The sequence below is a fragment of the Burkholderia pulmonis genome (assembly GCF_984667975.1).
Genome location: NZ_OZ480187.1, coordinates 1,401,653 through 1,427,968 on the forward strand (window position 1 = coordinate 1,401,653; position 26,316 = coordinate 1,427,968).

The window sequence follows — 26,316 nt, forward strand, 5'->3', positions numbered from 1 at the left end:
GGTGCGGGCTGCGCGAGCGGCGCGCAGCGGCAGGCTTAGTGGCCGAAGTAGACCGAGTCGTGCGCGCTTTGCGGCTTGACGACCGGTGCGCCACCCTGGACGGTTGCGGCCGGTTGCGCACCGTAGCCGGTGGAGTCGGCGCCGTGCACGCGGGCTTGGGCGGCCTGGATGTCGGCCGGGTAGTACGGGCTCGACTGGCTCGGCTTGTAGCCGGCTTGTTCGAGCTGGACCAGTTCGTTGCGCACCTGGGCGCGGGTCACGGTGCTTTGTGCGAATGCGCCGAACGAGACGGACAGGGCGGCTGCGGCAACGACTGCGGAAACGAGCGATTTCATGATGACCTCCGATGTTTGTTGGCTTTCCGCGTTCGACACCATGTCGTAAGCGGTTGATTACATCGTAGGCGTCGGTCGACCTAGGGTAAACGTGAGTTTTGGCGAAAGATCGTTGCACTCGAGGTAATAATTTCGAGATAAACGTCTTCTGTCCCCACTCCAGGTTGCGGGGATTGCAATGGAGGGCATGGAGGGTGACGCAGGTGTCGCGCACGGGCGAGCGGCCCGGCGGCAAGGGGCCGGCGAGGAGGGCGCGGCGGGTGGCGGGGCGGCCGGATCAGACCCCGTCGTCGTCGATTTCCTTGCGCTCCCGGCGCTCCTCGTTGCCGCGGCGCGCACGCAGGCGCTGGCGCGACAGGACGGCGATCACCTGCTGGGTCGGGGCGCCGGTCGGCAGCTCGTTGCGGATGCGATCGGGCACCATCGGCAGGCCCGCGCGCTGCCGGCGCAGTGCCTTGGCGATCGCCCGGCGGCATTCATCCCCGTGGCAATCCCATTCATCGCGGATTCTCTGGCAATAACGGCATTGTTCCATCGGGACAGTCTAACCGGTCTTCGGGAACGGGGCAGAGCGCCGGGCGGAACCGCGTCACGCGCCGGGCCCGGCGAGCGCCTGTGCATGGGACTGGAAGCGGCGGTGTTCTTCCGGCGGAACGAGCGAGCCGCCGGTTGCCCAGATGACGTGCGTCGACGCGTGCAGGTCGATCGCGTGGCGGCGCAGGTAGTCGTTGCCGGCCGGTGACCGTGCAAGCCAGCCCGGCCCGCCGACGGCGGCTGCGGCCGACGGTTCCAGTTCGACGCCCGTGGCGTGTCGAACCGCGAGCAACTGCGCGTAGAGCTGCGCGTCGCTGACCGTGAAGACCCCCGACAACTGCGACGCCATCAGCGGGCTGACCAGATGCGACGCTTGCGCGACCGCGAGGCCGTCGGCCTCGGTCCGGTTGTCGAGGCCGACGTCGTAGACGGACACCGGCCGGCCCGGGCCGGCGGCCAGCTGGACGAGCATGCATGGCGCCGCGACCGGCTCGGCGAAAAAGCAATGCACGTGCTGGCCGAACAGCGCCTTGAGCCCATACGTGATGCCGCCCGGCGCGCCGCCGACCCCGCACGGCAGATGGACGAAAAGCGGGTGTGCGGCGTCCACGCGCCGGCCCGATCCGGCGAGCTGTGCCGCGAGATGCCGGGCGCTCGCGGCGTAGCCGAGGAACAGCATCAGCGAGCCTTCGTCGTCGACGAAATGGCAGCGCGGTCGATGGCGCGCCTGCGATCGGCCGGCGGCGACGGCCTGCGCGTAATCGCCTTCGTGCTCGACCACGCGGACACCGCGTTGTCGCAGGCGTGCCTTTTTCCACGGCTTCGCGTCGGTCGACATGTGGACGATCGACTCGAAGCCCAGCGCGGCGGCCATCACGCCGATGCTCAGGCCGAGATTGCCGGTGCTGCCCACGATCACGGTATGCGTGGCGAACAACGCGCGCGCGGCGGCCGATGCGAGGATCCGCCGGTCGCCCGCGGGGGCGAGCAGCCCGTGCTCGATCGCGATCGACTCCGCGAGCGCGAGCACTTCGTGAAAGCCGCCGCGCGCCTTGATCGAGCCTGCGACCGGCAATGCGTCGTCACGCTTGATGAACCACGCGCCGTGCGCGTCGGCCGCGGGCGACAACGCGCGCGGCAGGTCGTCCGCCGGCATCAGCGGCGATTCGATTTTTCCCGCGGTTGCTGCAAGTTCCGGAAACAGCTCGGCCATCAGCGGCTCGCAGCGCGCCAGCCTCGCTTCGGCCGCCGCGATCGCGTCGAGCGACGGAGCGTCCTGCGGCAACGGGCGGCCGGCATCGGGATTCAGCCATAGCAGCGGATGGCGGGATTGAAGTCTGTCTAATAGATCGGCAGGGTGAAGTGTAGCGGTCACGGAACGGCCTCGTGTTCGTTGAATGGAATACAGGCCTGAAATGCTACGATTCATGACGACGGCGCAAAAGCGCCGATTTCTAATCGATGCATTAGTGTGGCTTATCTATGCGACTGGACGGTTCGATCCTCGGTGCGCTGCTCTGCTTTGAAACGGCCGGCCGGCTGTTGAGCTTCACGAAGACGGCGCAGGCGTTCAACCTGACGCAGAGCGCCGTGAGCCAGCAGATCCGGAATCTGGAGGACCGGCTGGGCTATCCGCTGTTCGTGAGACAGGCGCGCGGGTTGAGGCTGACGGAGAAGGGCACGGCCTTGCTCGCGACGATGTCGGGCGCGTTCGGCGACATCCAGCGCACGCTTCGGTCGCTCGGCATGTCGGATGCGCCGCTGCAGGTCAGTTGCCTGCCGTCGCTTGCGCTGCAATGGCTGATGCCGCGCCTGACCGGATTTCACCGGGCGCAGCCGGACGTGTCGGTGCGCGTACAGGCCGAATTCCAGGTGCTGGACCGCCAGGCGATGGAGACCGGCGACATCGATGTCGCCGTGCGCTACGACCCGGTGCAATACGGGCGGCTGCATGCCGAAGTCGTGCTCGACGAAATCCTGTTTCCGGTCGCCACGCCTGCGTATCTGGCGCAGCATCCGGCATTCGCCAGCGGGGAATCGCTGGACGGTGTCGTGCTGCTGCACGATGCCGCTCCGTGGGGCGGTGCGCCCGAGTACGTCGAGTGGCGTACGTGGCTCGAGGCCGTTCGTCCGGCGTGGATCGCGGATCTGGATGGGCCGCAATTCAATTTTTCCAGCCTGGCGATCGCGGCCGCGTTGAACCATCAGGGTGTCGCGATGGGGCGCGCGGCACTCGTGCACGACGAGATTGCGAGTGGACGGCTGGTCGATGTGTTCGGCGCGCATGTGCGTGCGCCGGCACGCTACATGCTGCTGTCACGCAACCCGGACGATCCGCGTACGGTTGCCTTTTCGGACTGGCTCAAGGCCGAATGCGCGCGCTTCGCCGAGGCCAGGTCGCGCGGGCTGTCAGAGGCGCGGTGGCCTGCGTAACCGATGCTGCCCGATAGGTCGGTCGGAGTGCGAATCAAATGGATCGAGGGAATCGGCGCCAACTACAGTTTCCCATCCTTCTCCCTACGGATTCCTTGCGTGCGGACGGCCCTCGCGCGTTATCGGAGCGACCAGATTCCCCAGATCGCGATCAACAGGCCAAGGCCGTATCCGCAGCCCAGCAACACATAAGTTTCCATCTCGTGCCTCTGAAAACGTGGCAACGCCGATGTCGGCATCAGCGTACGCGTAGCAAAGCCGGTCACGTATCGTCCAGGCCGGTTGGACCGGGTGATACGCCGGGTTCGCGCATACTACGCTTCGCAGCTTTCAGAACGCATGCGCGCTCGACGGCAGCCGTTACGGCTTGATCGCGTGTGCGCTGCCCGCCTGGGCGGCGGGCGATCCACCGTGCCGGAATACGCCCGATTTCCAGATCATCTGCGACGCGGCGGCGAGCACGAACAGCAGCACGACCATCCGGAAGATCTTCGGCGACATCTTGTCCCGCAGCGGGCGAACGAGCCACATGCCGGCAATTGCCGGCAGGCTGGCGGCCGCCGAGATCGCCAGGTCGGCGCCGCTCGCGTGCGCGGCGCCGCTGAAGGTCGTGATCAGCGTGACGATCGACACCACGAGGATGATCGCAATCTGCTTCGTGAACACGCGCCCGGTCGCGCCCGATGAAATCAGGTAGGTGGCGAGCAGCGGGCCGGGAACCGATGCGATGCTTTCCATCAGCGCCGCACCGAAGCCGAGCGCGAAACCGACGGGCTTCTGCCATGGTTCCGGCAGGTTGAGTTTCGGCGCGGCGAGCATCAGCGTCGCGGCCACGATCAGCAGCGCGCCGGATGCCGCCTGCGCGTGACCGGGGTTGAGGGACAGCAGGATCGCCACCCCGACGACATTGCCGATCACGGTGCCGACGATCGGCGCGGCGATCTTCCTGGCCGTGGCGAGCACCTGACCGCCCTCCAGCGCCTGCGGGATGTTGCCGAGGATGATCGGCATCGACAGCAGCAGCACCGCGTGCCGGATCGGCAGGAACTGGCTGAGGATCGGCATCGCGATCAGCGGCACGCCGATCCCCGTGATGCCCTTGGCCATCCCGCCCAGCAGCAGCGCGACGGCGATGCCACCCAGCTCGAACGCGGTGAGCCCCTGCAGGCTGGAGACCAGCACCCCTTCAGTCAGATTGAAATGCATCATGGAATGGCATGTCGCGGCATATCCGGCAGCGAGCGCGGTCGACGGAGCCCGTTGCGGTCGCGTGCATCCTGCACGCAGGTTGTTCTGGATCGGCGTGATCCGGTCCTTCGACTGCATCGCGCGGCACGGTCGTGCAGCCGGGCGCGCAGGCAATCGAAGCGGCGGATCGAGGACGCATCTTACCTGAGCGTCGCGCCGGACATGGGTCACGCACGTTGCGCGGCATGCATGCCGTCTGCGCGCCCCAGTCAGCGGTTCAATATAATTCAAGTCGATCGGTTGCTTCATGCACGACGTACATACCCCGAAACGAGGAAACCCGATGACGCTTGCCCAGTTGCAGGCCCTGGCGGCCGTAGTCGAACTCGGTTCGCTCACGGCCGCGGCAGACCGGCTCAGCCGCAGTCAGTCCGCGATCAGTCATGCGCTGACCGAGCTGGAGGATCTCACGCAGGTCAAGCTGCTGTGGCGCGACCGGCAGCCGGTCGTCCTGACGGCGGCGGGCGAACGTCTGTGGCCGTATGTCCAGAGCGTGGTGCGGGAAGCCCGGATGCTGCGCCAGCAGTTCAGCCTGTCGCGCGGCAAGCTCGAAGGGCGGCTGGTGGTCGCGTCGCTGCCGAGCGTGTCGCTGGCCTTCGTCGTGCCCGCGCTCGAGGCGTTGAAGGACATGCACCCGGACGTATCGGCGGTGCTGCTCGAAGGCACGGACAGCGAAGTCGAGGGGTGGCTCGACGACGGGACGGCCGACGTCGGGGTGGTGGCCGGCACGAAGACGTTCACACACAACCTGCCGCTGCTCGACGAGGATTTCGTCGCGGTGGCGGCGGACGGCATGTTCGCCGGCCGCACGCGCGTGTCGGCCAGGCAGCTGGCCACGGCGCCGTTCATTTTCTCGAAGGCAGGGTGCGGGCCGGTGATCGCGGATTACTTCGAACGCGGCGGCGCGCCGCTTCACGCCGCCTTCAACGTGGTCGAGATGCGCACGATCCTGTCGATGGCGGAGGGCGGGATGGGCGTGTCGATCGTGCCGCGCATCACGCTCACGTACACGCCGTTCGGCGGCCGCGTGCTGGCGCTGTCGCCGAGGTTGCATCGCTCCGTGCGGTTGGCGTGGAACACCGCGGGCAATGCGGTCGCCGACGAGTTCGTGCGGCTCGTCGACGCACAGCGTGCGAACGCAGGCAAGGCGGTCCGGACACGCGCGAAAAAGGGCAGGTAGCGGCCGGCCGGCGCGATGAGCGGCGCTCATGAGGGGCTTGCAGTTTATTCATGCCGACAGCGATCGAGATGCAATACATTGTTCAGGCCTCGCTCACCGTATGCCGAAGGAGAATGCCGTGCCGGCCTTGCCTACCCTGTTTGCGTTCGGACTCGTGTCGCTTGGCATGGTGCTGACGCCGGGACCGAACATGATCTACCTGGTTTCGCGCTCGATCTGCCAGGGCCGCCGTGCCGGGCTGGTGTCGCTCGGCGGTGTCGCGCTGGGGTTCGTGTTCTACATGGTGTGCGCGGCGCTGGGCATCACCGCGCTGGTGATGACCGTGCCGTATGCGTACGATGCGCTGCGCTTTGCGGGCGCGCTGTATCTGGCGTACCTCGCGTGGCAGGCGCTGAAACCGGGCGGGCGCTCGGCGTTCCAGGTCCGGCAGTTGCCGCCCGACAGCCGCACGAAGCTGTTCACGATGGGCTTCGTCACGAACCTCGCGAACCCGAAGATCGCGGTGATGTACCTGTCGCTGCTGCCGCAGTTCATTTCGCCGGGGCACGGCAGCATGCTCGCGCAATCGCTGACGCTCGGCTGCGTGCAGATCGCGGTGAGCGTCAGTGTGAATGCGCTGATCGCCTGCGCCGCGGGTTCCATCGCGGGCTTTCTCGCCGGGCGGCCGCTCTGGGCGTCGGCCCAGCGCTGGTTGATGGGTACGGTGCTGGCCGGACTGGCCATGCGGATTGCGCTGGAGTCGCGTAGCTAGAGCGGGGCGGCGGACAGCCGGCAATCATCCGGCGCGTTTGATGAAAGCCGCGGGCATCGTTACCCGTGACAGTTGCCCTCGGCCTCTTTGCCGACCCGAACGGGTTCGGCCGGTTCACGTTGCCGGCCGCGCGTGGCGAGCCAGCACAGGATCGACCCGCCGCACACCATCAATGCGCCTTGCCAGAATTCCGCCGACAGCGGCGCATGCAGCAGCACGGCGGCGACCGCGGCGGCGAGCACCGGCGTGAAGTACGACGCGCCGACGATGACCGTCACGTTGCCGTGCATGATGCCGGTGTTCCAGGCCGCATAGCCGAACCCCAGCGCCGATGCCGCCAGCACGAGACAGACGACCGCATGCAGGCTGAACGTCATGCCGCCGCCGCCTTCGATCGCGAACTTGATCCAGAGCACCGCGGCGACCAGCATGAAGAAGGGCGTGACGCCGTTCTTGCCGTTGGCGATGCGCGCGGTCACCGTGCAATAGCCGGCCCAGATCAGCGCGCCGACGAACGCGAGGCCGTAGCTCAGCGGATTGTCCGCGACGTTGCGCAGCATGCCGGCCGGGTCGAGGCCCTGGTCGCCGCCGAGCACCCAGCAGATGCCGAGCATCGACAGCAGGACGCCGGGCACCACCAGCAGGTTCGCGCGCTGCTTGTTGAACACGATGGCAGCGACGAGCGTGAGGCTCGGCCACAGATAGTTGACCATCGCGACCTCGATCGCCTGCTGGCCGTTGCTCGCATAGCCGATCGACAGCGACAGGCACAGCTCGTACGAAACGAACAGCAGCCCGCCCCAGAGCAGATAGCGCTTCGGGAACTTGCTCAGGTCGGGGAAGCCGATCGAGAACAGCAGAAGCACGGATGCCACCGTATAGATCATCGCGGCGCCACCGGTCGCGCCGAGACTTTCGCTGACCCCGCGAACGAGCGCGACCACCGAGGCCCATAACAGCACCGCGCCGAGCCCGACGAGCGTTGCCTTGTTCTTGCGTTTCATGCTTCCTGCCTGTTTCAACATGCCAATTCGATTTCAGGTGATACGGGTCCGCCCGCGCGCGCTGCCGCCGCAAGCGAAAACATCCGGTTGCGGCCGTCGCGCGAGGCGGCGGCTGCAACCGGTCATGCAGCGCGGCGCGCTTACGCGGGATCCGCGGGGACGTCGATCCAGATGGTCTTGATCTCGGTGTACTGGTCGTGCGCCCAGACCGACTTGTCGCGGCCGCCGAACCCGGATTCCTTGTAGCCGCCGAACGGTGTCGTCACGTCGCCTTCGCCGAAGCAGTTGACGGTCACGACGCCCGCGCGGATGTCCCGCGACAGCCGGATCGCGTGGTTCAGGTTGCCGGTGTAGACCGACGCGGCGAGCCCGTAGACCGAGTCGTTCGCGAGTCGGACGGCCTCGCCGATGTCGGTGAACGTCGTCACCGACAGCACCGGGCCGAAGATTTCCTCGCGGAACAGCCGGCTGTCCGGGCTCACGCCGTCCACCACCGTCGGCTCGACGAAAATGCCGTCGCCGGTCCGGCCGCCGAACGCGACGCGCAGGCGCTCCGCTTCGGCCTGGTCGAGATACGAACGCACTTTCTCGAAGTGGGCCTTGCTGACCATCGCGCCGATGCGGTGCTCGGGGTCGAGCGGGTTGCCCATCTTCCATTCGCGCATGTGCACGCCGATCCGCTGCAGCAGGTCGTCCCTGATGTCGGCATGGACGATCAGCCGCGACGACGCCGAGCAGTTCTCGCCCATGTTCCAGAACGCACCGTTGACGATGTGCTGCGCGACCGCGTCGAGATCGGGCGCATCGGGCAGCACGACCGCCGGATTCTTGCCGCCGCACTCTAGCACGATGCGCTTCAGGTTGGATTCGGCAGAATACTTGAGGAACTTCCGCCCGGTGTCGGTCGAGCCGGTGAAGCTCACCATGTCGACGTCCGCGTGCCGGCCCAGCGGTTCGCCGACTTCCCTGCCGCCGCCCGGCAGTACGTTGAAGACGCCGGCCGGCACGCCGGCTTCGTGCGCGAGTTCCGCGACGCGCAGCGCGGTGAGCGTGGTTTCCTTCGCCGGCTTCACGACGACGGAGCAGCCGGCCGCGAGCGACGGGCCGATCTTCCACGCGAGCATCAGCAGCGGGAAGTTCCACGGCAGCACCAGCCCGACGACGCCGATCGGTTCGCGCACGACCAGCGCCAGCGCATGGCTGCCGACGGGGGCCGTGTGGTCGTAGATCTTGTCGATCAGCTCGGCGTGCCAGCGGATCGTATGGATCGTCTCCGGCACATCGGTATTCTGGCACTCGCGGATCGGCTTGCCGCTGTCGAGGCTTTCCATCGTCGCGAGTTCGTGCGCGTGCTGCTCGAGCAGATCGGCGAACTTCAGCAGGACGGCCTTGCGGCGCGACGGCGCGAGCTTGCGCCAGCGGCCGTCGTCGAACGCCTGCTTCGCATTGGCGACCGCGATGTCGACGTCGGCGGCATTGCATGCGCCAATGTGCGCGAGGACGGCGTCGGTGGCCGGATTGACGGTCGCGAACGTGTCGCCGGAGCGGGCCGCGCGGAATGCGCCGTCGATGAACGGGCCGGTCGGGAACCGAAGGTCCGCGGCCAGCGCCGCGTAGCCGGACGCGCTGAGCAGGTCGGTCATCGGGCGTTGCCTCCCGTGACGGACGCGACTTCGCGCTTGATGCCGGCCACGATCGCGGCCAGCGCCTGCTTGTCCTGTTCGTCGAGCGCGCGCAGCGGCGCGCGCACGCCACCCGTACGCAGCCCCGCGAGCTCGCAGCCGTACTTGATCGACTGCACGAACTTGCCGCCTTCGAGGAAATCCATCAGCGGCATCATGGCCGACATGATCCGGCGGCCCTTGTCGAAATCCTTTTCGATCGCGCAGGCCTGGTAGAGCGCGATGTGCTCGGCCGGCAGGAAGTTCGAACCCGCGCACACCCAGCTGCGCGCGCCCCACGCAAAGAACTCGAGCGCCTGGTCGTCCCAGCCGCACGACACGCTGATGTTCGGGAACTCGCGTACCAGCATGTGCAACTGGCCCGTCTGGCCCGAGCTTTCCTTGATCGCGACGATGTTCTTCGATGCGTCGCAAACGGTGCGGAAGAATTCGCGGTCCATCGACACGCTCATCCGGCCCGGGTAGTTGTACAGCATGATCGGCAGGCCGGCGGCGCGATCGATCTCCAGCGCATGCGCGGCATTTTCCTGCTGCGTGGGCAGTGCATAGGGCGGCGAGCCGACCAGGATCGCGTCGGCGCGCACGGCCCTGGCCGCCTTCGCATACTCGACGGAATCCTCGGTGCGCACCGCGCCGGTGCCGATCACGAGCGGCACGCGCGACCCGATCACTTCACGGGCCCACGCGCCGAGATCGAAGCGTTCCTGCGCGGTGTGCGCATAGTATTCGCCGGTCGAGCCGCCGATGATGATGCCGTGCACGCCGGCCGCGATCAGCGATTCGATCACGTCGGCGAATGCGGTCTTGTCGATCTGGCCGGCGTCGTTCAGGGGCGTGATGGCCGGGGTGTAGATGCCTTCGAAATTCATGATGTGCTTCCTCGGAAATGAAAACGGTCGGATTGACGAAAGGCACGCCGCTGCGAGCGCGGCAGCGCGCCGGTGAGGGATTCAGTGGTTGAGCGACGCGGCTTCCTGCAGGCTGAGCGAGCGCGTCTCGGGCGCCAGTGCGAGCGACGCGGCCAGCCCGATGAACGACACGGCGGCGGCCGCGTACATCGTGTTGCCGATGCCGACGGTCTGCAGTGCGATCGGCACGAGCCAGGTACCGACGGCCGCGCCGATGCGCGACAGCGACGCGCCCATGCCGACAGCAAACGCGCGGATGTCGGTCGGGAAGATTTCGTTCGGGTACACGAGCTGCAGCACCTGCGCGCCGCCGATCAGCACCGCATACGCGCCGAACAGCACGAGGATCAGCACGGCCGAGCCGCCCGCGCACGCGCCGAGGCCCAGCAGCGCGAGGCCTGACCACAGGAAGCTGTGGATCACCATTGCGCGGCGGCCGAGTTCGTTGATGATCCGCGTCGCGATGATGCAGCCGACCACGAACAGCAGCGTGATGGCGACGGAGCCGTACGATTCCCATTTGCCGGTCAGGTGCAGTGCTTCGAGCACGCGCGGTGCGAACGAGTAGACGGCGAACACGGGAATCACGGAGCAGCTCCAGAACACCGAGACGAACAGCATTCGCTTGCCGTAGCCCGAGTGCAGCAGCGCCCACAGCGAGATTTTCTTTTCGGTTTTTTCTTCCGGCAGGTTCTGCACCGAGAACGACGGGCCGTAGACTTTCCGGATGACATCGTCGGCCTCGACCGTGCGGCCCTTGCTGAGCAGCCAGCGCGGCGATTCGGGGGTGCCGATGCGCACGACGAACAGCACGAGGCCGATCACGGCCGGGCTGGCCAGCACCCAGCGCCACGCGTCGGGGCCGCTGCTGCCGAGGATGATGTTGCCGACGATATACGCGAGCGCCGCACCGAAGAACCAGATGATCGTGAGCATCGCGAGGCGCGGCCCGCGATACTTGCGCGGCATGAACTCGACGAGCAGCGAGCCGGCGACCGGGTATTCGATGCCCACGCCGATGCCGATCAGGAAGCGCAGCACGAACAGCGCTTCGCCCGACTGGACCCAGAGCTGCGCGAGCGAGCACACGAAGAAGATCACCGGGCCGAAGAAGTAGGGCTTCTGCCGCCCGAGACGGTCGCTCAGCCAGCCGCCGATGAAGCCGCCGAAGAAGATGCCGATCAGCGCGGATGCGGCGACCATGCCTTGCCAGAAGTTGGTCAGGCCGAGCGCGCCGGAAAACTGCACCATCGCGACGCCGATGATGCTCAGCACGTAGCCGTCCATGAGCCAGCCGCCGCCCGAGCGGATCGTGAGCAACTGGTGGAATCCATTGAGCGGGACATCCTCGATGGAGGTGCGATTCGTTGACATTGCCTGTCTCCTTCCATGAAATTGAGCGCGGAATGCGATCGCGCGATCTATTGATATGGGGTGCTAAGCGTAATGCGTGAATTCGTATCGGTTTTCCGGGAGCTTCGCGGCGGTTTGCGGCGTGTCGCCGCCGGGTCAGCTTTCGAGCCCCGCCTTGCGCTGGCCCCACCAGAGGGTCGCGTTGACGCCGATCGACAGGAACGGTTGCGGCGGGGTGCGGCTCGGTCCCGACGTTTCCAGCAGGAAGTCGATCAGGTCGCTGCGCTTGCCGGCCAGCCAGTCGGCGAGCAAGGTGCCTGTCACGGTGCCGCGCGTGATGCCGAGGCCGTTGCAGCACAGCGCGCCGTAGACGTTCGGCGCAAGCTGCCCGAAGAATCCCTTGTGGTTTTGCGACAGCGCCAGCGAGCCGCTCCACGTGTACTCGAACCCGACATCCGGCAGCATCGGGAAGCGGCGTTCGAACGACAGCCGATGCCGTTCGGCGAAACGCGGCAGGTACTTCTCGCGCGGGCGGCCGTCGGGGTTGAAGCTGAAGCTGTTGCGCACCAGGATGCGGTTGTCGTGCGTGCGGCGCAGCGTGCTGCCGAACGGGTCGGCCGGAATCACGCCCCAGAACGGCTTGCCGCCCAGTTGCGCCTGCTCGGCGCCGGTCAGCGGCCGCGTCAGGCTCGCATACAGGAACACGGGCAGCATCGTGTGCGGCAGAAAGCCGAAGCGCGTGCCGAATGCGTTGTTCGCGAGCACCAGCTTGTCGACGGTGATCCGGCCGTTGCGATGCGCGAGCACGATCCTGTCGCCGTATTCGACGTCGGTGATCGGCGTGTGCTCGTACAGCGTCACGTTCGGCGGCAGGCAGTCGGCCAGGCCCTTCACGAGCGCCGACGGCTGGATCAGTACGGTGCCGGGCGTGAACAGCGCCTTCCGGTAGAACGACGTGCCGATATGGTCGGGCAAATGCTTGCCCTCGATCATCTCGTAAGGTTGCCCGAGCTTGTCGAGGCCGCGGCGATACGCGTCGAGCACGGCGATGCCGCGCGCTTCCACGGCTGCCTGGTATTTGCCGGATGCGCTCATCGCGCAGTCGATGCCGTGTTCGGCGACGAGCCGGCGCAGGATCGTCTGGCCGAGCACGTTCAGTTTCAGCGTGGTGCGGGCGGTGGGGATGTCGCCGATGTAGTCGTCGGCGCCGATGTCGTGCGGCAGGTCGATCGCGAAACCGGCGTTGCGCCCCGACGTGCCGAAGCCGACTTCCTGTGCATCGACGAGGATGATCTCGTCATCCGGGAAATTCAGCGCCAGCTGCCGGGCGGCCGCGAGGCCGGTGAACCCGGCGCCGACGACGGCCCAGCGTGCGCCGGATTCCCCGCTGTGCGACGGCCTGGGCTGGCGTTGCCGGCTGGTGTGATACCAGCCGCACATCCTGTCGTCGGAGGGGAGCGATGTAACCTTCTGCATTCCTAAATCCAATATCTGTAAAGAGTACTAACCGTAACCACGAAGAATCGGCGCACGATCGGGCGTGCGCCGTCTTGCGCGGCGATTAAAACTGGATGGGGACGTCGAGGCCTTCGGGAATCACGTACTCGGCCATGCGGCGGCGCGACAGCTCCATATGGCTGCGGACCAGCTCGCCGGCGCGCTGCGCGTCGCGCTGCGCAATGGCTTCGATGATCTCGTCGTGCTGTTCCATCGCCTTTTCCAGATCCTGCTGCATGTCGCTCGTCGTCGGCGAGCGGTAGAAAATCTTGCCGAGGCGCGCGTGATCGATCAGCACGCGGCGCAGGCTCGGCATCAGGTACGCATTCCGCGCGATCCGGCCGATCTCGAAGTGGAACGCGTCGTTCTGCAGCACGCGCGCCTGGAGGTCGTTTTCCTCGATCGCCGCACGAAACCGTGCCTGGATCGCCTTCAGCCGTTCCACTTCCTCCGCCGTCGCGTGGCTTGCCGCCAGCTGCGTCGTCGCGACGTAGATCAGCGGCGCGGCCAGGAAGAAGCTGCGCAGCGACTGATAACCCATCGGCGACACGCGGGCTGGCCGGTTCGGCTCGAGCTCGAGATAGCCTTCCGCCGCCATCTGGCGCATCAGCTCGCGCACCGGCGGGCGCGAGAGCCCGAATTCCTCGCTGAGCGCGAGCTCGTCGACGACGGCGCCCGGCGCGAGCTCCATGCTCACGATGCGCCGCCGCAGCGTCTCTGCCATTACGTTCTTGCGATCCGCCGAACCGCCGGATTCGGTATCCGACGCGGCAGTCTGAAGCTTCTGTCTCGACATGATTTCATTGTCTACAAACTGTAGACACAGTTTAGGTTGAGAATAGACCAAGCAAAAATAAGGGTTTACACCTTGATTTGCCGTACATGTGGGGTAGATGGGCGCCCGGCGCGCCGGGCCCGGATATGCACAGCTTAAAGGGGCGGAGCCGGGACGGCCGAACGAAGGGCATCGGCGCGGGAACGAGGCGGTGTGCAGCCGGGTCAGGCGAGCTGCTGAAAGGGGGCGCGGGTCATGCATCATCGATGCGCCATGCCGCGCCGATCGCCGCCAATGCGCGGCCGATCGAGTCGAGCAGGGCGCCCCGCGTCGGCCCGAGCGTCGTGATCAGGAAGAATCCGTCTTCGTCGGCAGACAGGCCGATCAGCGGCCAGCCGCCGGTGTCATCCCGAATTTCGAGCTGGCGCCGGTCGGGATCGACGTCGATGTTGCCGTGCGCTTGCCGAAGCGCATTCGCGATTGCATCGAATGCGTCGGCCGACGGGATCGTGTGGATGCGGTATTCGAAACTCATCTGCTTGGGCGGGGAGGCGAGGCGGGCAGTCTAACGCGTGCTCCGGCATCCCGTCCGTCGATGGCACCGCAACCGGCGCCCGCAGCAGCAGGCGCGGGCCCGATCACCGTTCGTGCCGCTTCTTGCTCAGTTCGATCGTCTCGAACAGCTCGTACTGCGCGGTCGGGTGCTGGTCGGCGCCCGGTGCGTGGTAGTAGCGCATCGTGATCGTCGTGTGCCCGCCCGGCTTGCCCGGGTCGTGGTCGAACACCGCGATGCCGTAGCCGGTGCCCGTATCGCGGCGCGCCGACCAGATCGCATCCTCGAGTGCATCGGCCGGCTGGCGCACGAACGTGTTCGGCGCGGTGCCCGGCACCGGCCGGTTCGGCTTCGTGAAGACCTTCGCCTGCGCGAAGCCGGTCGACGGGTCTTCGCCGTACACGTCGAGCGGCGCGCTGGTGCCGCCGCCGCCGAGGATCAGGTGGATCGTGCCGTGGCTCGTGTCGAACTTCGTGCGATCCGGGTCGTTGGAGCCGACCGGGCGCGGCTGCAGCGTCTCGACCACTTCGCCGGTCGTCGCGTCGACGCCCGCGCGGTGATTGCAGCCGCGCACCGGGTAGCTGCGCTCGTAGTCGTGATCGTGGCCGCACAGCACGAGGTCGACGCCGTAGCGGTCGAACAGCGGCAGCCACGCTTCGCGAAGGCCCTTGTCGGAGCCGTTGCCCGTCTTCGACGAGCTGAGCGCGTCCTGGTGCATCTGCACGACGATCCAGTCGATGTCGTCGTCATGCGCGGCGTGACGCAGCGTGCGTTCGAGCCAGCGCGTCTGCTCGCCGTTGCTGTAGCCGCGTACATAGAACGACGTGCCGGGCTCGATTGGCGGGCGGCCGGTGCTCGCGGCCGGTACGAGCGGCGCGGGGCCGCCGACGAACGCGGCCGCATCCTGGTACACGACGTCGTCGGCGTCGAGCGACACGAACAGCACGGAACTCACGCGGAAGCTGTACCAGCGGCCCGGGAAGTGCGTGCCGTTCTCCGGCAGCGTATAGCGCGCGAGGTACGAGTCGAGCCCCTGCGGGCCGTTGTTGAACTCGATTTCGTGATTGCCGGGGCACGGCATCCACGGGCGGTTCGCGGCCGACGTCTGGTTGTTGTTGCCGAAGTCGCGCCACACCTCGGGCTGGTGCGCGGGGTTCAGGTTCGCGTAGCAGAGGTCACCGTTGAGCAGGTGGAACAGCGGCTGGAACTGCTCGACGGCCTGTACCGCGAAGCGGCTTTGCGGCGACGACAGCACCCACGCGCCGTTCGGCGTCGCGAGATCGCCGTAGCTCGTGAAGCGGAACGGCGCACGGCCGCGCGGGGCGGTCGAGAAATTCGCGGAGAACGGCTGCGCGGCGTTGCTGTCGTTGTCGGCCGTGATCTCGTAGCGGTAGTGCGTATCCGGCTTCAGCCCGTGCACGCGCGCGTGGTACGCGAACACCGTCTCGCCGTTCAGGCCGTCGGTGTACAGGCGCTGGACGCCGTGCACGGTGCGGGCCGGCTCGCCGTCGGCGACGATGCGCGCGCGCGGATTGACGGCGGACGCGAGCGACGCCCACGAGATCACGACTTCGCACGTCGGGTCGTTGCCCCACGTCAGGTGGACCTGTTCGGGCGTGCCGTCCGGGGTCGATGCGGCGGCGCGGGCGGCTGCGAGCCCGCCGGCAGCGGTCGCGAGGCCGGAGACGCCGGCGAGTTTCAGGAAGCCGCGGCGCGATACGGAGGCGGCCGGCTCGTTCGGCTGATCGGGGAGAGTGTCCTGGTTCGACATGGTCGGTGTTTTCGTTGATGGGGACGTGAGACCTGGAACCGCGCGGCCATGCGCGAGCACGGCCGGGGCGTGGGCCGGAAACGAGCGGGATTCCGGGCGCATGCATTGTCCTGGGGCAGTTTTGCCGCGTTGTGACAGTACGGCAAGCGTGCCGTGCGGCGGGCGACCCGCAGGATCGCGCATCGCGTCGCGGCATTCGGCCCGCTCCAACGTCGGTGCGGACCGCACGAAATTTATTTGCGGACGCCGCGACGGAATTTTTTCGCCCGCGCCGTTTAACGCATGAACGCCCGCTTCCGGTCGATGCCCGTTACTTCGGAGTCTTTCATGAAACTTTCTGTTCCATTGCGATTGGCCGCGGCATGCGTGGCCGCGCTCGCGGCGTCCGCCGCGTTCGCGCAGGCCGTCATCGTCGCGCCGTACGCGCCGCCGGCGCCGCGCGTCGAAGTGGTGCCGGCGCCTCGCGCAGGCTACGTGTGGGACCAGGGGCACTGGCACTGGCGGCAGGGCCGTTACGTCTGGATTCCGGGCCACTGGCAAATGATGCGTGTCGGTTACCACTGGGTGCCCGGTCACTGGGTCGCACGCGGCCCGGCCTGGCGCTGGGTGCCGGGTCACTGGGCCTGACGCGTACCCCGCTGCGCGGCACGCGATGCGGCCGCAGCGGATCCTTCATGCAACATCGTGAGTCGAAGCCATGCCTTTTCGAACCATCGTGATACTGGCGGCCGCAGCCATCGTGCTGGCGGGCTGCGTCGTGGTGCCGGCCCGTCCGGCGTATTACCGGCCCGCGCCGGTCGTCGTATATTGAGCGCGCCGGCCGACGGTCGCGCGGCCGGCAGACAGGATCGATATGCCGAGCGAACCGGATGTCGATGAAACGGACATGGCCGACGCCGTGTGCGACGCCGGGCGCGAGGCGCGCGGCGTTGGCGAACAGTTGGCGTGGCGCCGTCCGGTGATGGCCCGACGCATGCAAGGAGAGCACGACGATGAGCTTCAGCCGGGCGGCGGGTACCCCTGCCGTGACAGTGCGGCGCCCGCGCGCCGCGCGACGGAGCAGGCGGCGTTGAACGATCGCGGCGACCGCGATCCGGACGCGGAACTCGTCGCGCGCGTCGGCGCGCGCGATTCGTCGGCAGTACGCGTGCTCGTCGCACGCAAGCTGCCGCGGCTGCTCGCATTGGCGACGCGCATGCTCGGCGACCGGAACGAAGCCGAGGACGTTGCACAGGAGACGTTCTTGCGAATCTGGAACCACGCGCCGCGCTGGCGCGAAGGCGAGGCGCGCTTCGACACGTGGCTGCATCGGGTCGTGCTGAACCTGTGCTACGACCGCTTGCGCGGCCGGCGCGAGGAGCCCGTCGATACACTGCCCGACGTACCCGACACGCAACCGGAGCCGGCCGCGCATGCGGAGCTGCGTTCGCGCGATGCACGCGTGCGGCAGGCGCTGGCCGCGTTGCCGCCGAGGCAGCGCGAGGCGCTCGTGCTCCAGTACTATCAGGAAATGTCGAATGTGGAAGCAGCCAACCTGATGGGCATCACCGTCGATGCGCTGGAAAGCCTGCTCGCCCGTGCGAGGCGCAACCTGCGCGCGCAACTGGCCGGTGACCCACCTAGCGAGGACAAGCGATGACACCCGAACGATTTCGTACCATCGTCGCCGCGTACGGCTCGGACGCGCGGCGCTGGCCGGCCGGCGAGCGCGCGGCCGCCGAGGCGTGGGCGCAGGCGAACCCGCGCGAAGCGCTGCTGGCACTGGACGATGCCGCCGACCTCGATGCCTGGCTCGCGTACGACACGGTCGCACCGCCCGCGCCGGCGCTCGTCGAGCGCATCGTCGCGACGGCGCCCGCGCCGCAGCGCGCACGCCGGCGCGGCACCGTATGGTGGTCGGGCGCCGCGTTCGCCGGCGTCGGCCTGGCCGGCGCGCTTGCGGGCGCGGTGGCCGTGTCGATGCTGATGCTCGGCAGCGCGCCGCCGTCGCAGCACGAACCGGGCTATCTGACGACGACGTTCGGCGGTCCGAGCGTGGACTGGAGTGACGAATGACTGAACGTGGCTGGAAATTCATCCTCGTCGGCTCGGTCGTGCTGAACGTGTTCATGCTCGGCGCGATCGGCGGCGGCGCCTATCAATGGTTCTCGACGCATCGCGACCTGCATGCGGCGGGCGCGCCCGCATCGCGCACCGCGTTGCGGTTCGCCGCGGACGAATTGCCCGACGCACGGCAGCGCGAGTTCGCCGCCGCGCTGAAGGCGGCGCGCAAGGACGGCCGTGATTTCGCGCGGGAAGGGCGCGACGGCCGGATCACCGTGCTGGATCTGCTCGCCGCGCCGCAGCTCGATCGTGCGGCGATCGACGCCGCGCTCGACCGCACGCGTGCGGCCGATACCGCGATGCGTGCGCAGGTCGAGCGCAGCGTCGTCGATTTCGCGGCGACGCTGACGCCCGACGAGCGCGCGAAGTTCGTCGACGGGTTGCAGCGCAGCGGCAACTGGCGTTTGCCGCCGAAGCTGCAGAAAAAGCAGGGCGCGCCGGCGAGCCAGTAACCCCTTCGCGCAACGGCGGCACGCGATCGGCGTGCCGCCGTCGTGCGCTTTCGGTCACGTGCAATGCGTGAGCCGGTTCCGGTCGATCGTGCTGCCGTCGTCCGGTGATGATGCGCACTGTCGCACCGCGGGATTTCTGCCCGTCAATTCCCCGGACCACCAAAAATATTTTTCATCCCCGCGACGGATTTCCCGGTGTGCCCGCGTTGAACGTGGGTACGCACCGCAAGAGAGCCCGTCATGGACCACCCGAACGACACCACGCCGGCCGCGATCGCGCTGAACCGCTTCGGTCTCGGCGCGCGGGCCGACGATACGCCGCCCGCCGATCCGAAGGCAGCGCTCGTCGCGCAATTCGACCGTTACGACGCACGGCCCGCCGCGTGGGCCGGCGAGCCCGACGCCGTCGCGCTCGCCACGCGTTTCGCGGATGCACGCAATGCGATGACGGGCGACGACGCGGCCGCGAAGCGCGCGACCGCGCAATCGATCCGGCGCGACGGCTACGACGCGTATCGCAGCGCCGTCGCCGCACGCATGACCAGCGCGCTGAACACGCCTGCGCCGTTCGTCGAGCGTCTCGTGCACTTCTGGGCGAACCATTTCGCGGTATCGGTCGACAAGGGGCAGGTCGCGGCATACGCGGGCGCGTTCGAACGCGACGCGATCCGCCCGCACGTGCTCGGCCGCTTTGAGGACATGCTCGTCGCCGTCGAACAGCATCCCGCGATGCAGGTGTTTCTCGACCAGGCGCGCTCGGTCGGCCCCGACAGCCCGGCCGCGCTACGTGCCGAGGCGCGCAATCCGTCGGCGAAGCGGGGGCTCAACGAAAATCTCGCACGCGAAATCATGGAACTGCACACGCTCGGCGTGCGCACCGGTTACACGCAAGCCGACGTGACGGAATTCGCCCGCGCGCTGACGGGATGGAGCATCGCCGGCGGGCGCGGTCCGCAGCCGGGCGATGCGGCGCCCGGCGCATTCGTGTTTCGCCCGAAGCTGCACGAACCGGGCACGCGCACGGTGATGGGGCGCACCTACGACCAGCCGGGCGAAGTGCAGGCACGTGCGATCCTGCACGACCTTGCCCGCTCGGACGCCACCGGCCGGCACATCGCATTCCAGCTCGCCCGCCATTTCGTCGCCGACAATCCGCCGCCCGCGCTGACCGACCGGCTCGCGCGCGCATTCGACGCGAGCGGCGGCGACCTGCCGACCGTCTATCGCGCGCTGGTCGAGGCGCCCGACGCGTGGTCGCCGGTCAACCGCAAGTTCAAGACGCCATGGGAGTGGGCCGTATCGTCGCTGCGCGGGCTCGGCTGGCGCGATACGGGCGACCTGAAGGCCGCGCCGCTGCTCACGCAACTCGGCCAGCCGGTGTGGCGGCCGGGCTCGCCGGCCGGCTACGACGACGTCGCCGCAAGCTGGGCGGCGCCCGATGCGCTCGTGCGCCGCGTCGAGATCGCGCAGCGCCTCGCCGCGCGCACGGGCGACCGGCTCGACCCGCGCACGCTCGGCAACACGCTGCTCGCCGGTTCGATGAGCGTACCGACCGCGACCGCGCTGTCGCGCGCAGAAAGCGCGACCACGTCGCTCGCGCTGCTGCTCGTGTCGCCCGATTTCCAACGGAGATGACCATGGCACTGTCCCGCCGACACTTCCTGAGCGTTGCCGCCGCCGGCGCGGGCGCGATCCTCGTTGCGCCGCGCATCGTGTTCGCGAACGTCGCGACCGACCGCCGTTTCGTGTTCGTGATCCAGCGCGGCGCGGCCGACGGCCTGAACATCGTCGTCCCGTATGCGGAACCCACGTATGCGTCGCTGCGCGGCCCGCTCGCGATCGACACAGCGGCCGCGACGCGGCTCGACGGCACGTTCGCGCTGCATCCGTCGCTCGCGCAGACCGCGCAGCTGTACCGCGACGGGCAGGCGCTGTTCGTCCATGCGATCGCGTCGCCGTATCGCGACCGCTCGCATTTCGACGGCCAGAACGTGCTCGAAACCGGCGGCCGCGCCCCGTACCAGGTGAAGGACGGCTGGCTGAACCGGCTCGCCGCGCTGCTGCCGGCGACGCGCGACAACGCGATCGCGTTCGCGCCGACCGTGCCGCTCGCGTTGCGCGGCACCGTGCAGGCCGCATCGTATGCGCCGTCCGGTTTGCCGGCCGCGCCGGACGACCTGCTCACGCGCGTGTCGGCCCTCTACGAGGCCGACGCGCAGCTCGGCCCGCTGTGGCAGTCGGCGATGGAGGCGCGCGGTCTCGCCGGCGATGCGCATGCGCGCCAGGATCCGGCCGGGCTCGGCAAGCTCGCCGCGACGTTTCTCGCGCGCGACGACGGCCCGCGGATCGCGATGATCGAGACGGGCGGCTGGGACACGCACAGTGCGCAGAACGCGCGGCTCGCGAACCAGCTGAAGGCGCTCGACACGATGCTCGCCGCGCTGCGCGATGGCCTCGGGCCCGCCTGGCAGCAAACCACGGTGCTGGTCGCGACGGAATTCGGCCGCACGGCCGCGGTGAACGGCACGGGCGGCACCGATCACGGGCAGGCGTCGGTCGCGATGCTTGCCGGCGGCGCGGTCGCCGGCGGCCGCGTGATCGCCGACTGGCCCGGGCTGCGGCCGGGCGACCTGTACGAAGGGCGCGACCTGAAACCGACCGCGTCGCTCGACGCGCTGATCTCGGGTGCAGCAGCCGAAAGCCTGCGGCTCGATCCACGTCGCACCGCATCCGCGCTGTTCGCGGAAAGCGGCGCGACGCGGCCGATGACCGGCCTGATTCGCGGGGCCGCGTGACGCGGTGCGTGCCCGCCCGGGCTGATCAACCGATGACACAACAGGGAGAATTGACGATGAAGATCCGATCCGTTTCGCTGGCCGTGCTGGTGAGCGCGAGTGCCGTGCTGATGTCCGCCTGCGTGGTGGAACCCGTGCGGCCGCCGCAGCCCGCGCCGATCGCCGAGGTGGCGCCGCCGCCGCCCGCGCCGGGCTATCGCTGGGCGAAGGGGCATTACCGGTGGGCCGGCAATCATTGGGCATGGGTGCCCGGGCACTGGGTGGCCGTGTACTGACCGGGGTAACGTACGGCGCGTGGCCGGAAAGCGCGGCCGCGTATTGAATCGCGATGCGCATTGGCCTAAGCTTCCGGATCCCGGCGAGCGGCTATCCGCCCGCCATTGCGTTCCGTACGGCACCCACATGAAGACATGGCTCGTTGCGCTGGCCGTCGCGATCGGCATGACCGACGTGCAGGCAGCGTCGTTCAACTGCGCGAAGGCGTCCACGTTCGTGGAGCACGAAATCTGCGGCAATCCGGCGCTGTCGCGTCTCGACGACGCGCTCAACGCGGATTACCAGCACATGATGTCCGACTTCGCCAACTATCCGGTCGAGGATCCGCCCGAGTATCGCCAGTTCCTGGCGAGCCAGAAAGCATGGCTGAAGGCGCGTAATCGCTGCACGACGACGCAGTGCCTGACCGACAGCTACCGCCAGCGCATCGACGCGCTGTGCGGCCAGATCGACGTACCGGCGGAAAGCGATCGTGCGAAGTGCCGCAGCAACGGCGGCCTCGGCGGGCTCGACCTCGATCACTGAGCGGCGGCGCGCCGGCTAGTCCCACCCGATCCGGTGTTTCTCCTCGGTCTCGCGATGCCGCCAGTCGTCGTCCGCGTGCAGGTACTGGCTCGTCGTCGTGAGCGACACATGGCCGAGGTTGTCCCGCACGAGCCGCAGGTCGACGCGGCCGTCGGCCATGTGCGAGCCGGCGCTGTGGCGCAGCCAGTGCGCGGAAGCCTGTTCGAGCACGCGCGCCGCTTGTTCGCCGGCTTCGCCGTTTGCGCGCAGCCGGTCGGCGGCATGCCGGAACACCTGCTTCACGACCCGGTGCAGCGCCGCGCGCGTGAGCGGCTTGTGCGCCTGGCCGACCGGCAGCACGAGCGGTGTCGGCTCGCCGTCGAACGGCAGCGTGGGCAGCCCGTGCGCACGCCGGTAGCGCGACAGCTCGGCCATCATTTCATCGGTGGCCGGCACGAGCCGCTGCCGGCCGCCTTTACCCGTCACGTCGAGCCACCAGCGGTCGTGCCCGCTCGCGTCGCGCCGGCAGAAGAACCGGCCCATCGTCGTATCGGCCGCTTCGGTGATGCGCAAGCCGCCGAGATACAGCAGCGTGAACAGCCAGCGCGCGCGATCGGCATGGAAGCAGGCGCGCGCATCGTCGCGCGGCATCGCGGCGATCGCGTCCTTGACCGACTGCCACAGCGGCTGCCCGAGATGGCGCGTGACGCGCGGCGCGGGCCGGCGCTGCCGCTGCCGCGACAACGCGAGCGGATTGCCGGCCAGATAGCCGGCCTGCACGAGCCACGAGAACATCACGTTCAGGATCACCAGCGCCTGCCGCTGGCTGGCCGCCGACAGCGGCCCGTAGAACGGCCGCCAGCGCGGATCGTCGCGCGGATGCTTGCGGCCGCCGTTCGCGCACCACAGATCGGCCGGCGCGGGAGCGAGCAGGAACTGCCGGTAGACGACGAGATCCTCGTGCGTGAGCGACGACAACGGCTTGCCGTATGCGATCACGGCCCACAGCAGCAGGCGCTCGGCTTCCTTGCGGTAGTTCTGGAACGTGGTCGGCGTATCGACGAAACGGGCGAGCCACGCGCGCACCGCGTCGAGATCGTTGGTCGCGGCGATCTGCGGATGCGCGCTGCCGGAACGGTTGGTACCCGTGCGTCCGTCGAGCGCGGCCGGTACGGTCAGCGTATCGATCGGCAGCGGGCGCAGCGCGGCGTCGGACGGAACGGGTGAGGGCATGCGAGGGGAGGTGCGCTGCGCACACCGGCCGGGCATGGCCGGGCGGACGAAGGCAGCGCGTCGAAGCGTATCGGGAAGCGCCGATGGTACACGATCACCACACGGTGAAGCCGCCATCGACGGCGATCGCCTGGCCGGTGACGAAGCGCGCGGCCGGCGAGCACAGCCACATCACCGTTTCCGCGATGTCGCGCGGCTCGCCGAGCCGTGCCATCGGCGTGGCCTGCGCCAGCCGCGCCATGTCGTCGCGGTTTTCCGGCCGGTCGGTGATCGCCGTGTTGCCGATGCCGCCCGGGCACACGGCGTTCACGCGGATGCCGCGCCCCGCATAGTCGATCGCCACCGCTTTCGTGAGGCCGACCACGCCGCTCTTCGACGCCGAATACGCGGCGAGCCCGGGGCCGCTGACGAGCCCCATGATCGACGACGTGTTGACGATCGCCCCGCCGCCGGATTGCAGCATGTGCCGGCATTCGTGCTTCAGGCACAGCCACACGCCTTTCAGGTTCACCGCGATCGTGCGGTCCCATTCGTCTTCGTCCAGGTCGGCGGCCGGCATACCGCGCAGTGCGATGCCTGCGTTGTTGAACGCGATGTCGAGGTGTCCGAAGGTTTCGACCGTCGTGTCGATCGCGTGGCGCACGTCGTCGTCGCGCGACACGTCGGTACGCAGCACGATCGCCTTCGCGCCGAGGCGCTCGATTTCGTGTGCGGTGTCTTCCGCGGCGGACACGACGGTGTCCAGCAGCGCGACCTGCGCGCCGGCCTCGGCGAAACACAGTGCGGCCTGGCGTCCGATGCCGGTCGCTGCACCGGTCACGACGGCGACTTTTCCTGCGAAGCTTTCCATTCCTGTCTCCTGAGGCGCTGGGTGGAGAGACAGGTTAGGCCGCATGCAGCGGCGCTTCGACGTTGAAACGGACTAGGCGGATCCGACGGCGGGCGCCGGTTTCAGCGGCTGGTCTGCTTGTCGAGCAACCGGAACCTGCCGTTCTCGAACAGGTAGCGATACTGGCCGCGCGGTTGCCCGTCGGGCTTGCCGTTCACGACGAGCAGCCGGCTGTCGGAGCGGAAATCGGTCGGCGTAGTGTCGTCCGCGATCGTCAGTTCGCGCACGATGGTCGGGAGCCAGTACACATTGCCGGTTTTCGCGTCGAGCGCGAACACGCGCATGCAATTGTCGTTGTGTCCGCAATCGAAGGTCCACAGGATGTAGTGGCTCGCGAAGGTCGTGACGTTGACTGCGGCGCCGTCCTGGATATTCTTCGCGAACGCGCGGTCTTGTGCCGTGCGCAGCTTCGGTTCGGCGATCGGCCCTTCATAGACGGGCCCGGTCAGGTATTTCAGGAACTCGCTGCGCTCGTCGGCCTGTGCACGCCAGCTTGCGGTCAATGCCAGGGCGCAGACGAGCAGGCTCGCCATCGAGGTGAAAAGGCGGCGCCGGTGTTTTGCAATCCCGGATGCGTGATCGGCCATGGTCGAGCGTCCTGTCGTTTCTGTCGTTGTACGTATCGAGATCGTAATGTAACCCGCCGTCGATCTCGCGCAAACCGCGGCCGCTTCACGCATTCGTGCTGCTCACCCCAGCGACAGCACGCTGTTCAGCAGCATCCGCACCAGCGTCGCCTGCCGCGTGACCCCCGTCTTCGAGAAGATCGCACGCAGGTGCGAACGCGCGGTGTTCTTGCTGATCGCGAGCTCGTCGGCCGCTTCCTCGAGCGTCTGCCCGTTGACGAGTGCGAGCGCCAGCGCGGTTTCGGCCGGCGTGAGATCGAACAGCTTGCGCACGATCTCGTGCGACGCCTGCGACTTGCGCTCGGCATCGCGGATGAAGATCGCGCACGCCGGCCGGCGCGGATTGTCCTCCGACCATTCGCTGAGCGGCACCGCGCGGATCAGCACGCCGAGCCGCGGCTTGCCGGACGGGCGCGGCACCGCGATCGCGTGCGCGACCGACGGGGTGTCGCCCGTGCGCTCCGCGAGCACCTGGCGGATCAGTTTCTGCAGCTTGCGGTCCTCCAGCGGATACGACGCTTCGACCGTGCCGGCGCGCACGCGCAGGCCGTCGCATTCGGCGAAGATCTCGTCGGCGACGGAGTTGGTCCGCATGATCGTGCCGCGCTCGTCGAGAATCGCGGTGCCGACGAGCATGCGGTCGATCGTGCTCGCATACAGCGTGCGCTCGGATTCGACCATCCCGAACTTCGCATGCAGTCGCACCGCGCGCTTCAGGTGCGGCAGCAATGCGTTGCAGACGGCCTTGTCGGTCGCCGAGAATGCATGGCCCTGGTGCGAACGGCACACGCGAAAGCGGCACTCGACGCCGTCGTGCGTGCGCAGGTCTGCGCCCATCAGGTAGCCGACGTCGAACGGCTTCAGGAATTCGGCATACATCGCGCTGTTGCGCCAGACGCCGACGCCGAGCAGTTCGTCGACGGTGACGACATGATCGGCCGGCAGGTTCACGAACGGATCGAGTGCGTAGTAGTAGTTGTTGTACGACGCGACGCCCGTCAGCGATGCGCTGTTTTCGGACGCGTTGATCATCAGCCCCGCATGGCCGCTCGCGGGCCAGCGCAGGATCATCGTCACGTAGTTCGCCTGCAGGTGCACGCGGATCTGTTCGAGTGCGCCGCCCCACGGCACGTCTTCGAGCGGGCCTTCGTAGATTTTCGTGAGCAGCGCGTCGAACTGCTCGAGCGTCAGCTTCGATTGGGCAAGGTGCGGCGGCAGGGCCGGGGGCGCCGTGGTCATTCGGGTTGTCTCCTGTTGCGGCCGCCGGGTCGCAGGGCGCCCGGCGTGCACGTTCGGACCGCCGGCGGCGGTGCGCGCGGCGGAACCGGCACACGGTAACGTATCGGTTCGCCCGGGACATCCCATAAATGAGGGTGGTCGAGCGGGTTCTGTAAGGTATTTGTGAACTTTCTCG

General features: G+C 68.1%; 27 protein-coding genes. 11 read left to right on the top strand and 16 right to left on the bottom strand.

What is annotated here, in order from left to right; genetic code table 11:
- Nucleotides 1-35 precede the first annotated feature (35 nt).
- From AC5LXK_RS22980 to dsdA, 3 genes are all read right to left on the bottom strand, one after another.
- Nucleotides 36-335: a DUF4148 domain-containing protein gene (locus AC5LXK_RS22980; RefSeq protein ID WP_493393774.1), complete on the bottom strand. Its 300-nt coding sequence runs from the start codon at nucleotides 333-335 to the stop codon at nucleotides 36-38.
- A 277-nt stretch (nucleotides 336-612) separates the two neighbouring features.
- Complete coding sequence (locus tag AC5LXK_RS22985; protein ID WP_493393775.1) at nucleotides 613-870, bottom strand: hypothetical protein; 258 nt, start codon at nucleotides 868-870, stop codon at nucleotides 613-615.
- Nucleotides 871-924: 54 nt separating this feature from the next.
- Nucleotides 925-2,298, bottom strand: coding sequence for a D-serine ammonia-lyase (dsdA, locus tag AC5LXK_RS22990; RefSeq protein WP_493393776.1), 1,374 nt, complete (start codon nucleotides 2,296-2,298; stop codon nucleotides 925-927).
- 53 nt (nucleotides 2,299-2,351) lie between these two features.
- Between dsdA and AC5LXK_RS22995 the strand changes: the two genes are divergently transcribed.
- Entirely contained in the window at nucleotides 2,352-3,302 is a 951-nt protein-coding gene (locus tag AC5LXK_RS22995) for a LysR substrate-binding domain-containing protein (RefSeq protein WP_493393777.1), read from the top strand.
- Nucleotides 3,303-3,662: 360 nt separating this feature from the next.
- Here AC5LXK_RS22995 and AC5LXK_RS23000 read toward each other — a convergent pair whose 3' ends face one another.
- Nucleotides 3,663-4,511 carry a sulfite exporter TauE/SafE family protein gene (locus AC5LXK_RS23000; protein ID WP_493393778.1) on the bottom strand — a complete coding sequence of 283 codons (849 nt, stop codon included), beginning with the start codon at nucleotides 4,509-4,511 and terminating at the stop codon, nucleotides 3,663-3,665.
- 322 nt (nucleotides 4,512-4,833) lie between these two features.
- Here AC5LXK_RS23000 and AC5LXK_RS23005 point away from each other — a divergent pair, with 322 nt between their 5' ends.
- Nucleotides 4,834-5,730, top strand: coding sequence for a LysR family transcriptional regulator (locus AC5LXK_RS23005; RefSeq protein ID WP_493393779.1), 897 nt, complete (start codon nucleotides 4,834-4,836; stop codon nucleotides 5,728-5,730).
- A 118-nt stretch (nucleotides 5,731-5,848) separates the two neighbouring features.
- The gene (locus AC5LXK_RS23010; protein ID WP_493393780.1) at nucleotides 5,849-6,481 is read left to right on the top strand and encodes a LysE family translocator; all 633 of its coding nucleotides are present in this window, start codon (nucleotides 5,849-5,851) and stop codon (nucleotides 6,479-6,481) included.
- Nucleotides 6,482-6,540: 59 nt separating this feature from the next.
- Here AC5LXK_RS23010 and yddG read toward each other — a convergent pair whose 3' ends face one another.
- From yddG to AC5LXK_RS23050, 8 genes are all read right to left on the bottom strand, one after another.
- Nucleotides 6,541-7,485 (bottom strand): aromatic amino acid DMT transporter YddG, encoded by a 945-nt coding sequence (yddG, locus tag AC5LXK_RS23015; RefSeq protein ID WP_493393781.1) that lies wholly within the window; start codon nucleotides 7,483-7,485, stop codon nucleotides 6,541-6,543.
- 140 nt (nucleotides 7,486-7,625) lie between these two features.
- A complete protein-coding gene (locus AC5LXK_RS23020; protein ID WP_493393782.1) occupies nucleotides 7,626-9,128 on the bottom strand; it encodes an aldehyde dehydrogenase in 1,503 nt (500 codons plus the stop codon).
- Complete coding sequence (locus AC5LXK_RS23025) at nucleotides 9,125-10,036, bottom strand: dihydrodipicolinate synthase family protein (RefSeq protein ID WP_493393783.1); 912 nt, start codon at nucleotides 10,034-10,036, stop codon at nucleotides 9,125-9,127. Before AC5LXK_RS23025 ends, AC5LXK_RS23020 begins: the two co-directional genes overlap by 4 nt.
- 81 nt (nucleotides 10,037-10,117) lie before the next feature.
- Nucleotides 10,118-11,449 carry an MFS transporter gene (locus tag AC5LXK_RS23030; RefSeq protein ID WP_493393784.1) on the bottom strand — a complete coding sequence of 444 codons (1,332 nt, stop codon included), beginning with the start codon at nucleotides 11,447-11,449 and terminating at the stop codon, nucleotides 10,118-10,120.
- A 135-nt stretch (nucleotides 11,450-11,584) separates the two neighbouring features.
- Nucleotides 11,585-12,904, bottom strand: coding sequence for an NAD(P)/FAD-dependent oxidoreductase (locus tag AC5LXK_RS23035; RefSeq protein WP_493393785.1), 1,320 nt, complete (start codon nucleotides 12,902-12,904; stop codon nucleotides 11,585-11,587).
- Between the two features lie 85 nt (nucleotides 12,905-12,989).
- Nucleotides 12,990-13,721 carry a GntR family transcriptional regulator gene (locus AC5LXK_RS23040; RefSeq protein ID WP_493393786.1) on the bottom strand — a complete coding sequence of 244 codons (732 nt, stop codon included), beginning with the start codon at nucleotides 13,719-13,721 and terminating at the stop codon, nucleotides 12,990-12,992.
- A gap of 232 nt (nucleotides 13,722-13,953) precedes the next feature.
- Nucleotides 13,954-14,235, bottom strand: a complete 282-nt coding sequence (locus AC5LXK_RS23045) for a hypothetical protein (RefSeq protein WP_493393787.1) — start codon at nucleotides 14,233-14,235, stop codon at nucleotides 13,954-13,956.
- 103 nt (nucleotides 14,236-14,338) lie between these two features.
- The gene (locus tag AC5LXK_RS23050; RefSeq protein WP_493393788.1) at nucleotides 14,339-16,024 is read right to left on the bottom strand and encodes a purple acid phosphatase family protein; all 1,686 of its coding nucleotides are present in this window, start codon (nucleotides 16,022-16,024) and stop codon (nucleotides 14,339-14,341) included.
- A gap of 327 nt (nucleotides 16,025-16,351) precedes the next feature.
- Between AC5LXK_RS23050 and AC5LXK_RS23055 the strand changes: the two genes are divergently transcribed.
- The 8 genes from AC5LXK_RS23055 to AC5LXK_RS23090 all read left to right on the top strand — a co-directional run bounded on the left by AC5LXK_RS23055 (nucleotide 16,352) and on the right by AC5LXK_RS23090 (nucleotide 22,175).
- Complete coding sequence (locus AC5LXK_RS23055; RefSeq protein ID WP_493393789.1) at nucleotides 16,352-16,651, top strand: YXWGXW repeat-containing protein; 300 nt, start codon at nucleotides 16,352-16,354, stop codon at nucleotides 16,649-16,651.
- A gap of 226 nt (nucleotides 16,652-16,877) precedes the next feature.
- Nucleotides 16,878-17,663 (top strand): RNA polymerase sigma factor, encoded by a 786-nt coding sequence (locus AC5LXK_RS23060; RefSeq protein ID WP_493393790.1) that lies wholly within the window; start codon nucleotides 16,878-16,880, stop codon nucleotides 17,661-17,663.
- The gene (locus AC5LXK_RS23065) at nucleotides 17,660-18,079 is read left to right on the top strand and encodes a hypothetical protein (protein WP_493393791.1); all 420 of its coding nucleotides are present in this window, start codon (nucleotides 17,660-17,662) and stop codon (nucleotides 18,077-18,079) included. Before AC5LXK_RS23060 ends, AC5LXK_RS23065 begins: the two co-directional genes overlap by 4 nt.
- Nucleotides 18,076-18,579: a periplasmic heavy metal sensor gene (locus AC5LXK_RS23070; protein ID WP_175839765.1), complete on the top strand. Its 504-nt coding sequence runs from the start codon at nucleotides 18,076-18,078 to the stop codon at nucleotides 18,577-18,579. The genes AC5LXK_RS23065 and AC5LXK_RS23070 overlap by 4 nt, the downstream gene beginning before the upstream one ends.
- A 240-nt stretch (nucleotides 18,580-18,819) precedes the next feature.
- On the top strand, nucleotides 18,820-20,214 hold the full coding sequence (locus tag AC5LXK_RS23075) for a DUF1800 domain-containing protein (RefSeq protein ID WP_493393792.1): 1,395 nt from the start codon (nucleotides 18,820-18,822) through the stop codon (nucleotides 20,212-20,214).
- A gap of 2 nt (nucleotides 20,215-20,216) precedes the next feature.
- Nucleotides 20,217-21,374, top strand: a complete 1,158-nt coding sequence (locus AC5LXK_RS23080) for a DUF1501 domain-containing protein (RefSeq protein WP_493393793.1) — start codon at nucleotides 20,217-20,219, stop codon at nucleotides 21,372-21,374.
- A 56-nt stretch (nucleotides 21,375-21,430) separates the two neighbouring features.
- Entirely contained in the window at nucleotides 21,431-21,649 is a 219-nt protein-coding gene (locus AC5LXK_RS23085; RefSeq protein WP_493393794.1) for a YXWGXW repeat-containing protein, read from the top strand.
- Between the two features lie 127 nt (nucleotides 21,650-21,776).
- Complete coding sequence (locus tag AC5LXK_RS23090; protein WP_493393795.1) at nucleotides 21,777-22,175, top strand: lysozyme inhibitor LprI family protein; 399 nt, start codon at nucleotides 21,777-21,779, stop codon at nucleotides 22,173-22,175.
- 15 nt (nucleotides 22,176-22,190) lie between these two features.
- Here the strand turns inward: AC5LXK_RS23090 and AC5LXK_RS23095 are convergent, their stop codons facing one another.
- The 4 genes from AC5LXK_RS23095 to AC5LXK_RS23110 form a co-directional block, all read right to left on the bottom strand.
- Nucleotides 22,191-23,387: a tyrosine-type recombinase/integrase gene (locus tag AC5LXK_RS23095; RefSeq protein WP_493393796.1), complete on the bottom strand. Its 1,197-nt coding sequence runs from the start codon at nucleotides 23,385-23,387 to the stop codon at nucleotides 22,191-22,193.
- A gap of 94 nt (nucleotides 23,388-23,481) precedes the next feature.
- The gene (locus AC5LXK_RS23100) at nucleotides 23,482-24,237 is read right to left on the bottom strand and encodes an SDR family NAD(P)-dependent oxidoreductase (RefSeq protein WP_493393797.1); all 756 of its coding nucleotides are present in this window, start codon (nucleotides 24,235-24,237) and stop codon (nucleotides 23,482-23,484) included.
- Between the two features lie 101 nt (nucleotides 24,238-24,338).
- Entirely contained in the window at nucleotides 24,339-24,863 is a 525-nt protein-coding gene (locus AC5LXK_RS23105) for a hypothetical protein (protein ID WP_493393798.1), read from the bottom strand.
- 102 nt (nucleotides 24,864-24,965) lie between these two features.
- The gene (locus AC5LXK_RS23110; protein ID WP_493393799.1) at nucleotides 24,966-26,141 is read right to left on the bottom strand and encodes a helix-turn-helix transcriptional regulator; all 1,176 of its coding nucleotides are present in this window, start codon (nucleotides 26,139-26,141) and stop codon (nucleotides 24,966-24,968) included.
- Nucleotides 26,142-26,316 lie beyond the last annotated feature (175 nt).

Excerpts from the sequence above, each read along its gene's own strand:
- AC5LXK_RS23030 (WP_493393784.1), bottom strand. The coding sequence starts at position 11,449 with ATGTCAACGAATCGCACCTCCATCGAGGATGTCCCGCTCAATGGATTC.
- AC5LXK_RS23105 (WP_493393798.1), bottom strand. The coding sequence starts at position 24,863 with ATGGCCGATCACGCATCCGGGATTGCAAAACACCGGCGCCGCCTTTTC.
- AC5LXK_RS22980 (WP_493393774.1), bottom strand. The coding sequence starts at position 335 with ATGAAATCGCTCGTTTCCGCAGTCGTTGCCGCAGCCGCCCTGTCCGTC.
- AC5LXK_RS23055 (WP_493393789.1), top strand. The coding sequence starts at position 16,352 with ATGAAACTTTCTGTTCCATTGCGATTGGCCGCGGCATGCGTGGCCGCG.
- AC5LXK_RS23090 (WP_493393795.1), top strand. The coding sequence starts at position 21,777 with ATGAAGACATGGCTCGTTGCGCTGGCCGTCGCGATCGGCATGACCGAC.
- AC5LXK_RS23085 (WP_493393794.1), top strand. The coding sequence starts at position 21,431 with ATGAAGATCCGATCCGTTTCGCTGGCCGTGCTGGTGAGCGCGAGTGCC.
- AC5LXK_RS23080 (WP_493393793.1), top strand. The coding sequence starts at position 20,217 with ATGGCACTGTCCCGCCGACACTTCCTGAGCGTTGCCGCCGCCGGCGCG.
- AC5LXK_RS23065 (WP_493393791.1), top strand. The coding sequence starts at position 17,660 with ATGACACCCGAACGATTTCGTACCATCGTCGCCGCGTACGGCTCGGAC.
- AC5LXK_RS23020 (WP_493393782.1), bottom strand. The coding sequence starts at position 9,128 with ATGACCGACCTGCTCAGCGCGTCCGGCTACGCGGCGCTGGCCGCGGAC.
- AC5LXK_RS23050 (WP_493393788.1), bottom strand. The coding sequence starts at position 16,024 with ATGTCGAACCAGGACACTCTCCCCGATCAGCCGAACGAGCCGGCCGCC.
- AC5LXK_RS23110 (WP_493393799.1), bottom strand. The coding sequence starts at position 26,141 with ATGACCACGGCGCCCCCGGCCCTGCCGCCGCACCTTGCCCAATCGAAG.
- yddG (WP_493393781.1), bottom strand. The coding sequence starts at position 7,485 with ATGAAACGCAAGAACAAGGCAACGCTCGTCGGGCTCGGCGCGGTGCTG.
- AC5LXK_RS23040 (WP_493393786.1), bottom strand. The coding sequence starts at position 13,721 with ATGTCGAGACAGAAGCTTCAGACTGCCGCGTCGGATACCGAATCCGGC.
- AC5LXK_RS22995 (WP_493393777.1), top strand. The coding sequence starts at position 2,352 with ATGCGACTGGACGGTTCGATCCTCGGTGCGCTGCTCTGCTTTGAAACG.
- AC5LXK_RS23045 (WP_493393787.1), bottom strand. The coding sequence starts at position 14,235 with ATGAGTTTCGAATACCGCATCCACACGATCCCGTCGGCCGACGCATTC.
- AC5LXK_RS23095 (WP_493393796.1), bottom strand. The coding sequence starts at position 23,387 with ATGCCCTCACCCGTTCCGTCCGACGCCGCGCTGCGCCCGCTGCCGATC.
- AC5LXK_RS23005 (WP_493393779.1), top strand. The coding sequence starts at position 4,834 with ATGACGCTTGCCCAGTTGCAGGCCCTGGCGGCCGTAGTCGAACTCGGT.
- AC5LXK_RS23035 (WP_493393785.1), bottom strand. The coding sequence starts at position 12,904 with ATGCAGAAGGTTACATCGCTCCCCTCCGACGACAGGATGTGCGGCTGG.
- AC5LXK_RS23025 (WP_493393783.1), bottom strand. The coding sequence starts at position 10,036 with ATGAATTTCGAAGGCATCTACACCCCGGCCATCACGCCCCTGAACGAC.
- AC5LXK_RS23070 (WP_175839765.1), top strand. The coding sequence starts at position 18,076 with ATGACTGAACGTGGCTGGAAATTCATCCTCGTCGGCTCGGTCGTGCTG.
- AC5LXK_RS23075 (WP_493393792.1), top strand. The coding sequence starts at position 18,820 with ATGGACCACCCGAACGACACCACGCCGGCCGCGATCGCGCTGAACCGC.
- AC5LXK_RS23060 (WP_493393790.1), top strand. The coding sequence starts at position 16,878 with ATGCCGAGCGAACCGGATGTCGATGAAACGGACATGGCCGACGCCGTG.
- dsdA (WP_493393776.1), bottom strand. The coding sequence starts at position 2,298 with ATGAATCGTAGCATTTCAGGCCTGTATTCCATTCAACGAACACGAGGC.
- AC5LXK_RS22985 (WP_493393775.1), bottom strand. The coding sequence starts at position 870 with ATGGAACAATGCCGTTATTGCCAGAGAATCCGCGATGAATGGGATTGC.
- AC5LXK_RS23100 (WP_493393797.1), bottom strand. The coding sequence starts at position 24,237 with ATGGAAAGCTTCGCAGGAAAAGTCGCCGTCGTGACCGGTGCAGCGACC.
- AC5LXK_RS23000 (WP_493393778.1), bottom strand. The coding sequence starts at position 4,511 with ATGATGCATTTCAATCTGACTGAAGGGGTGCTGGTCTCCAGCCTGCAG.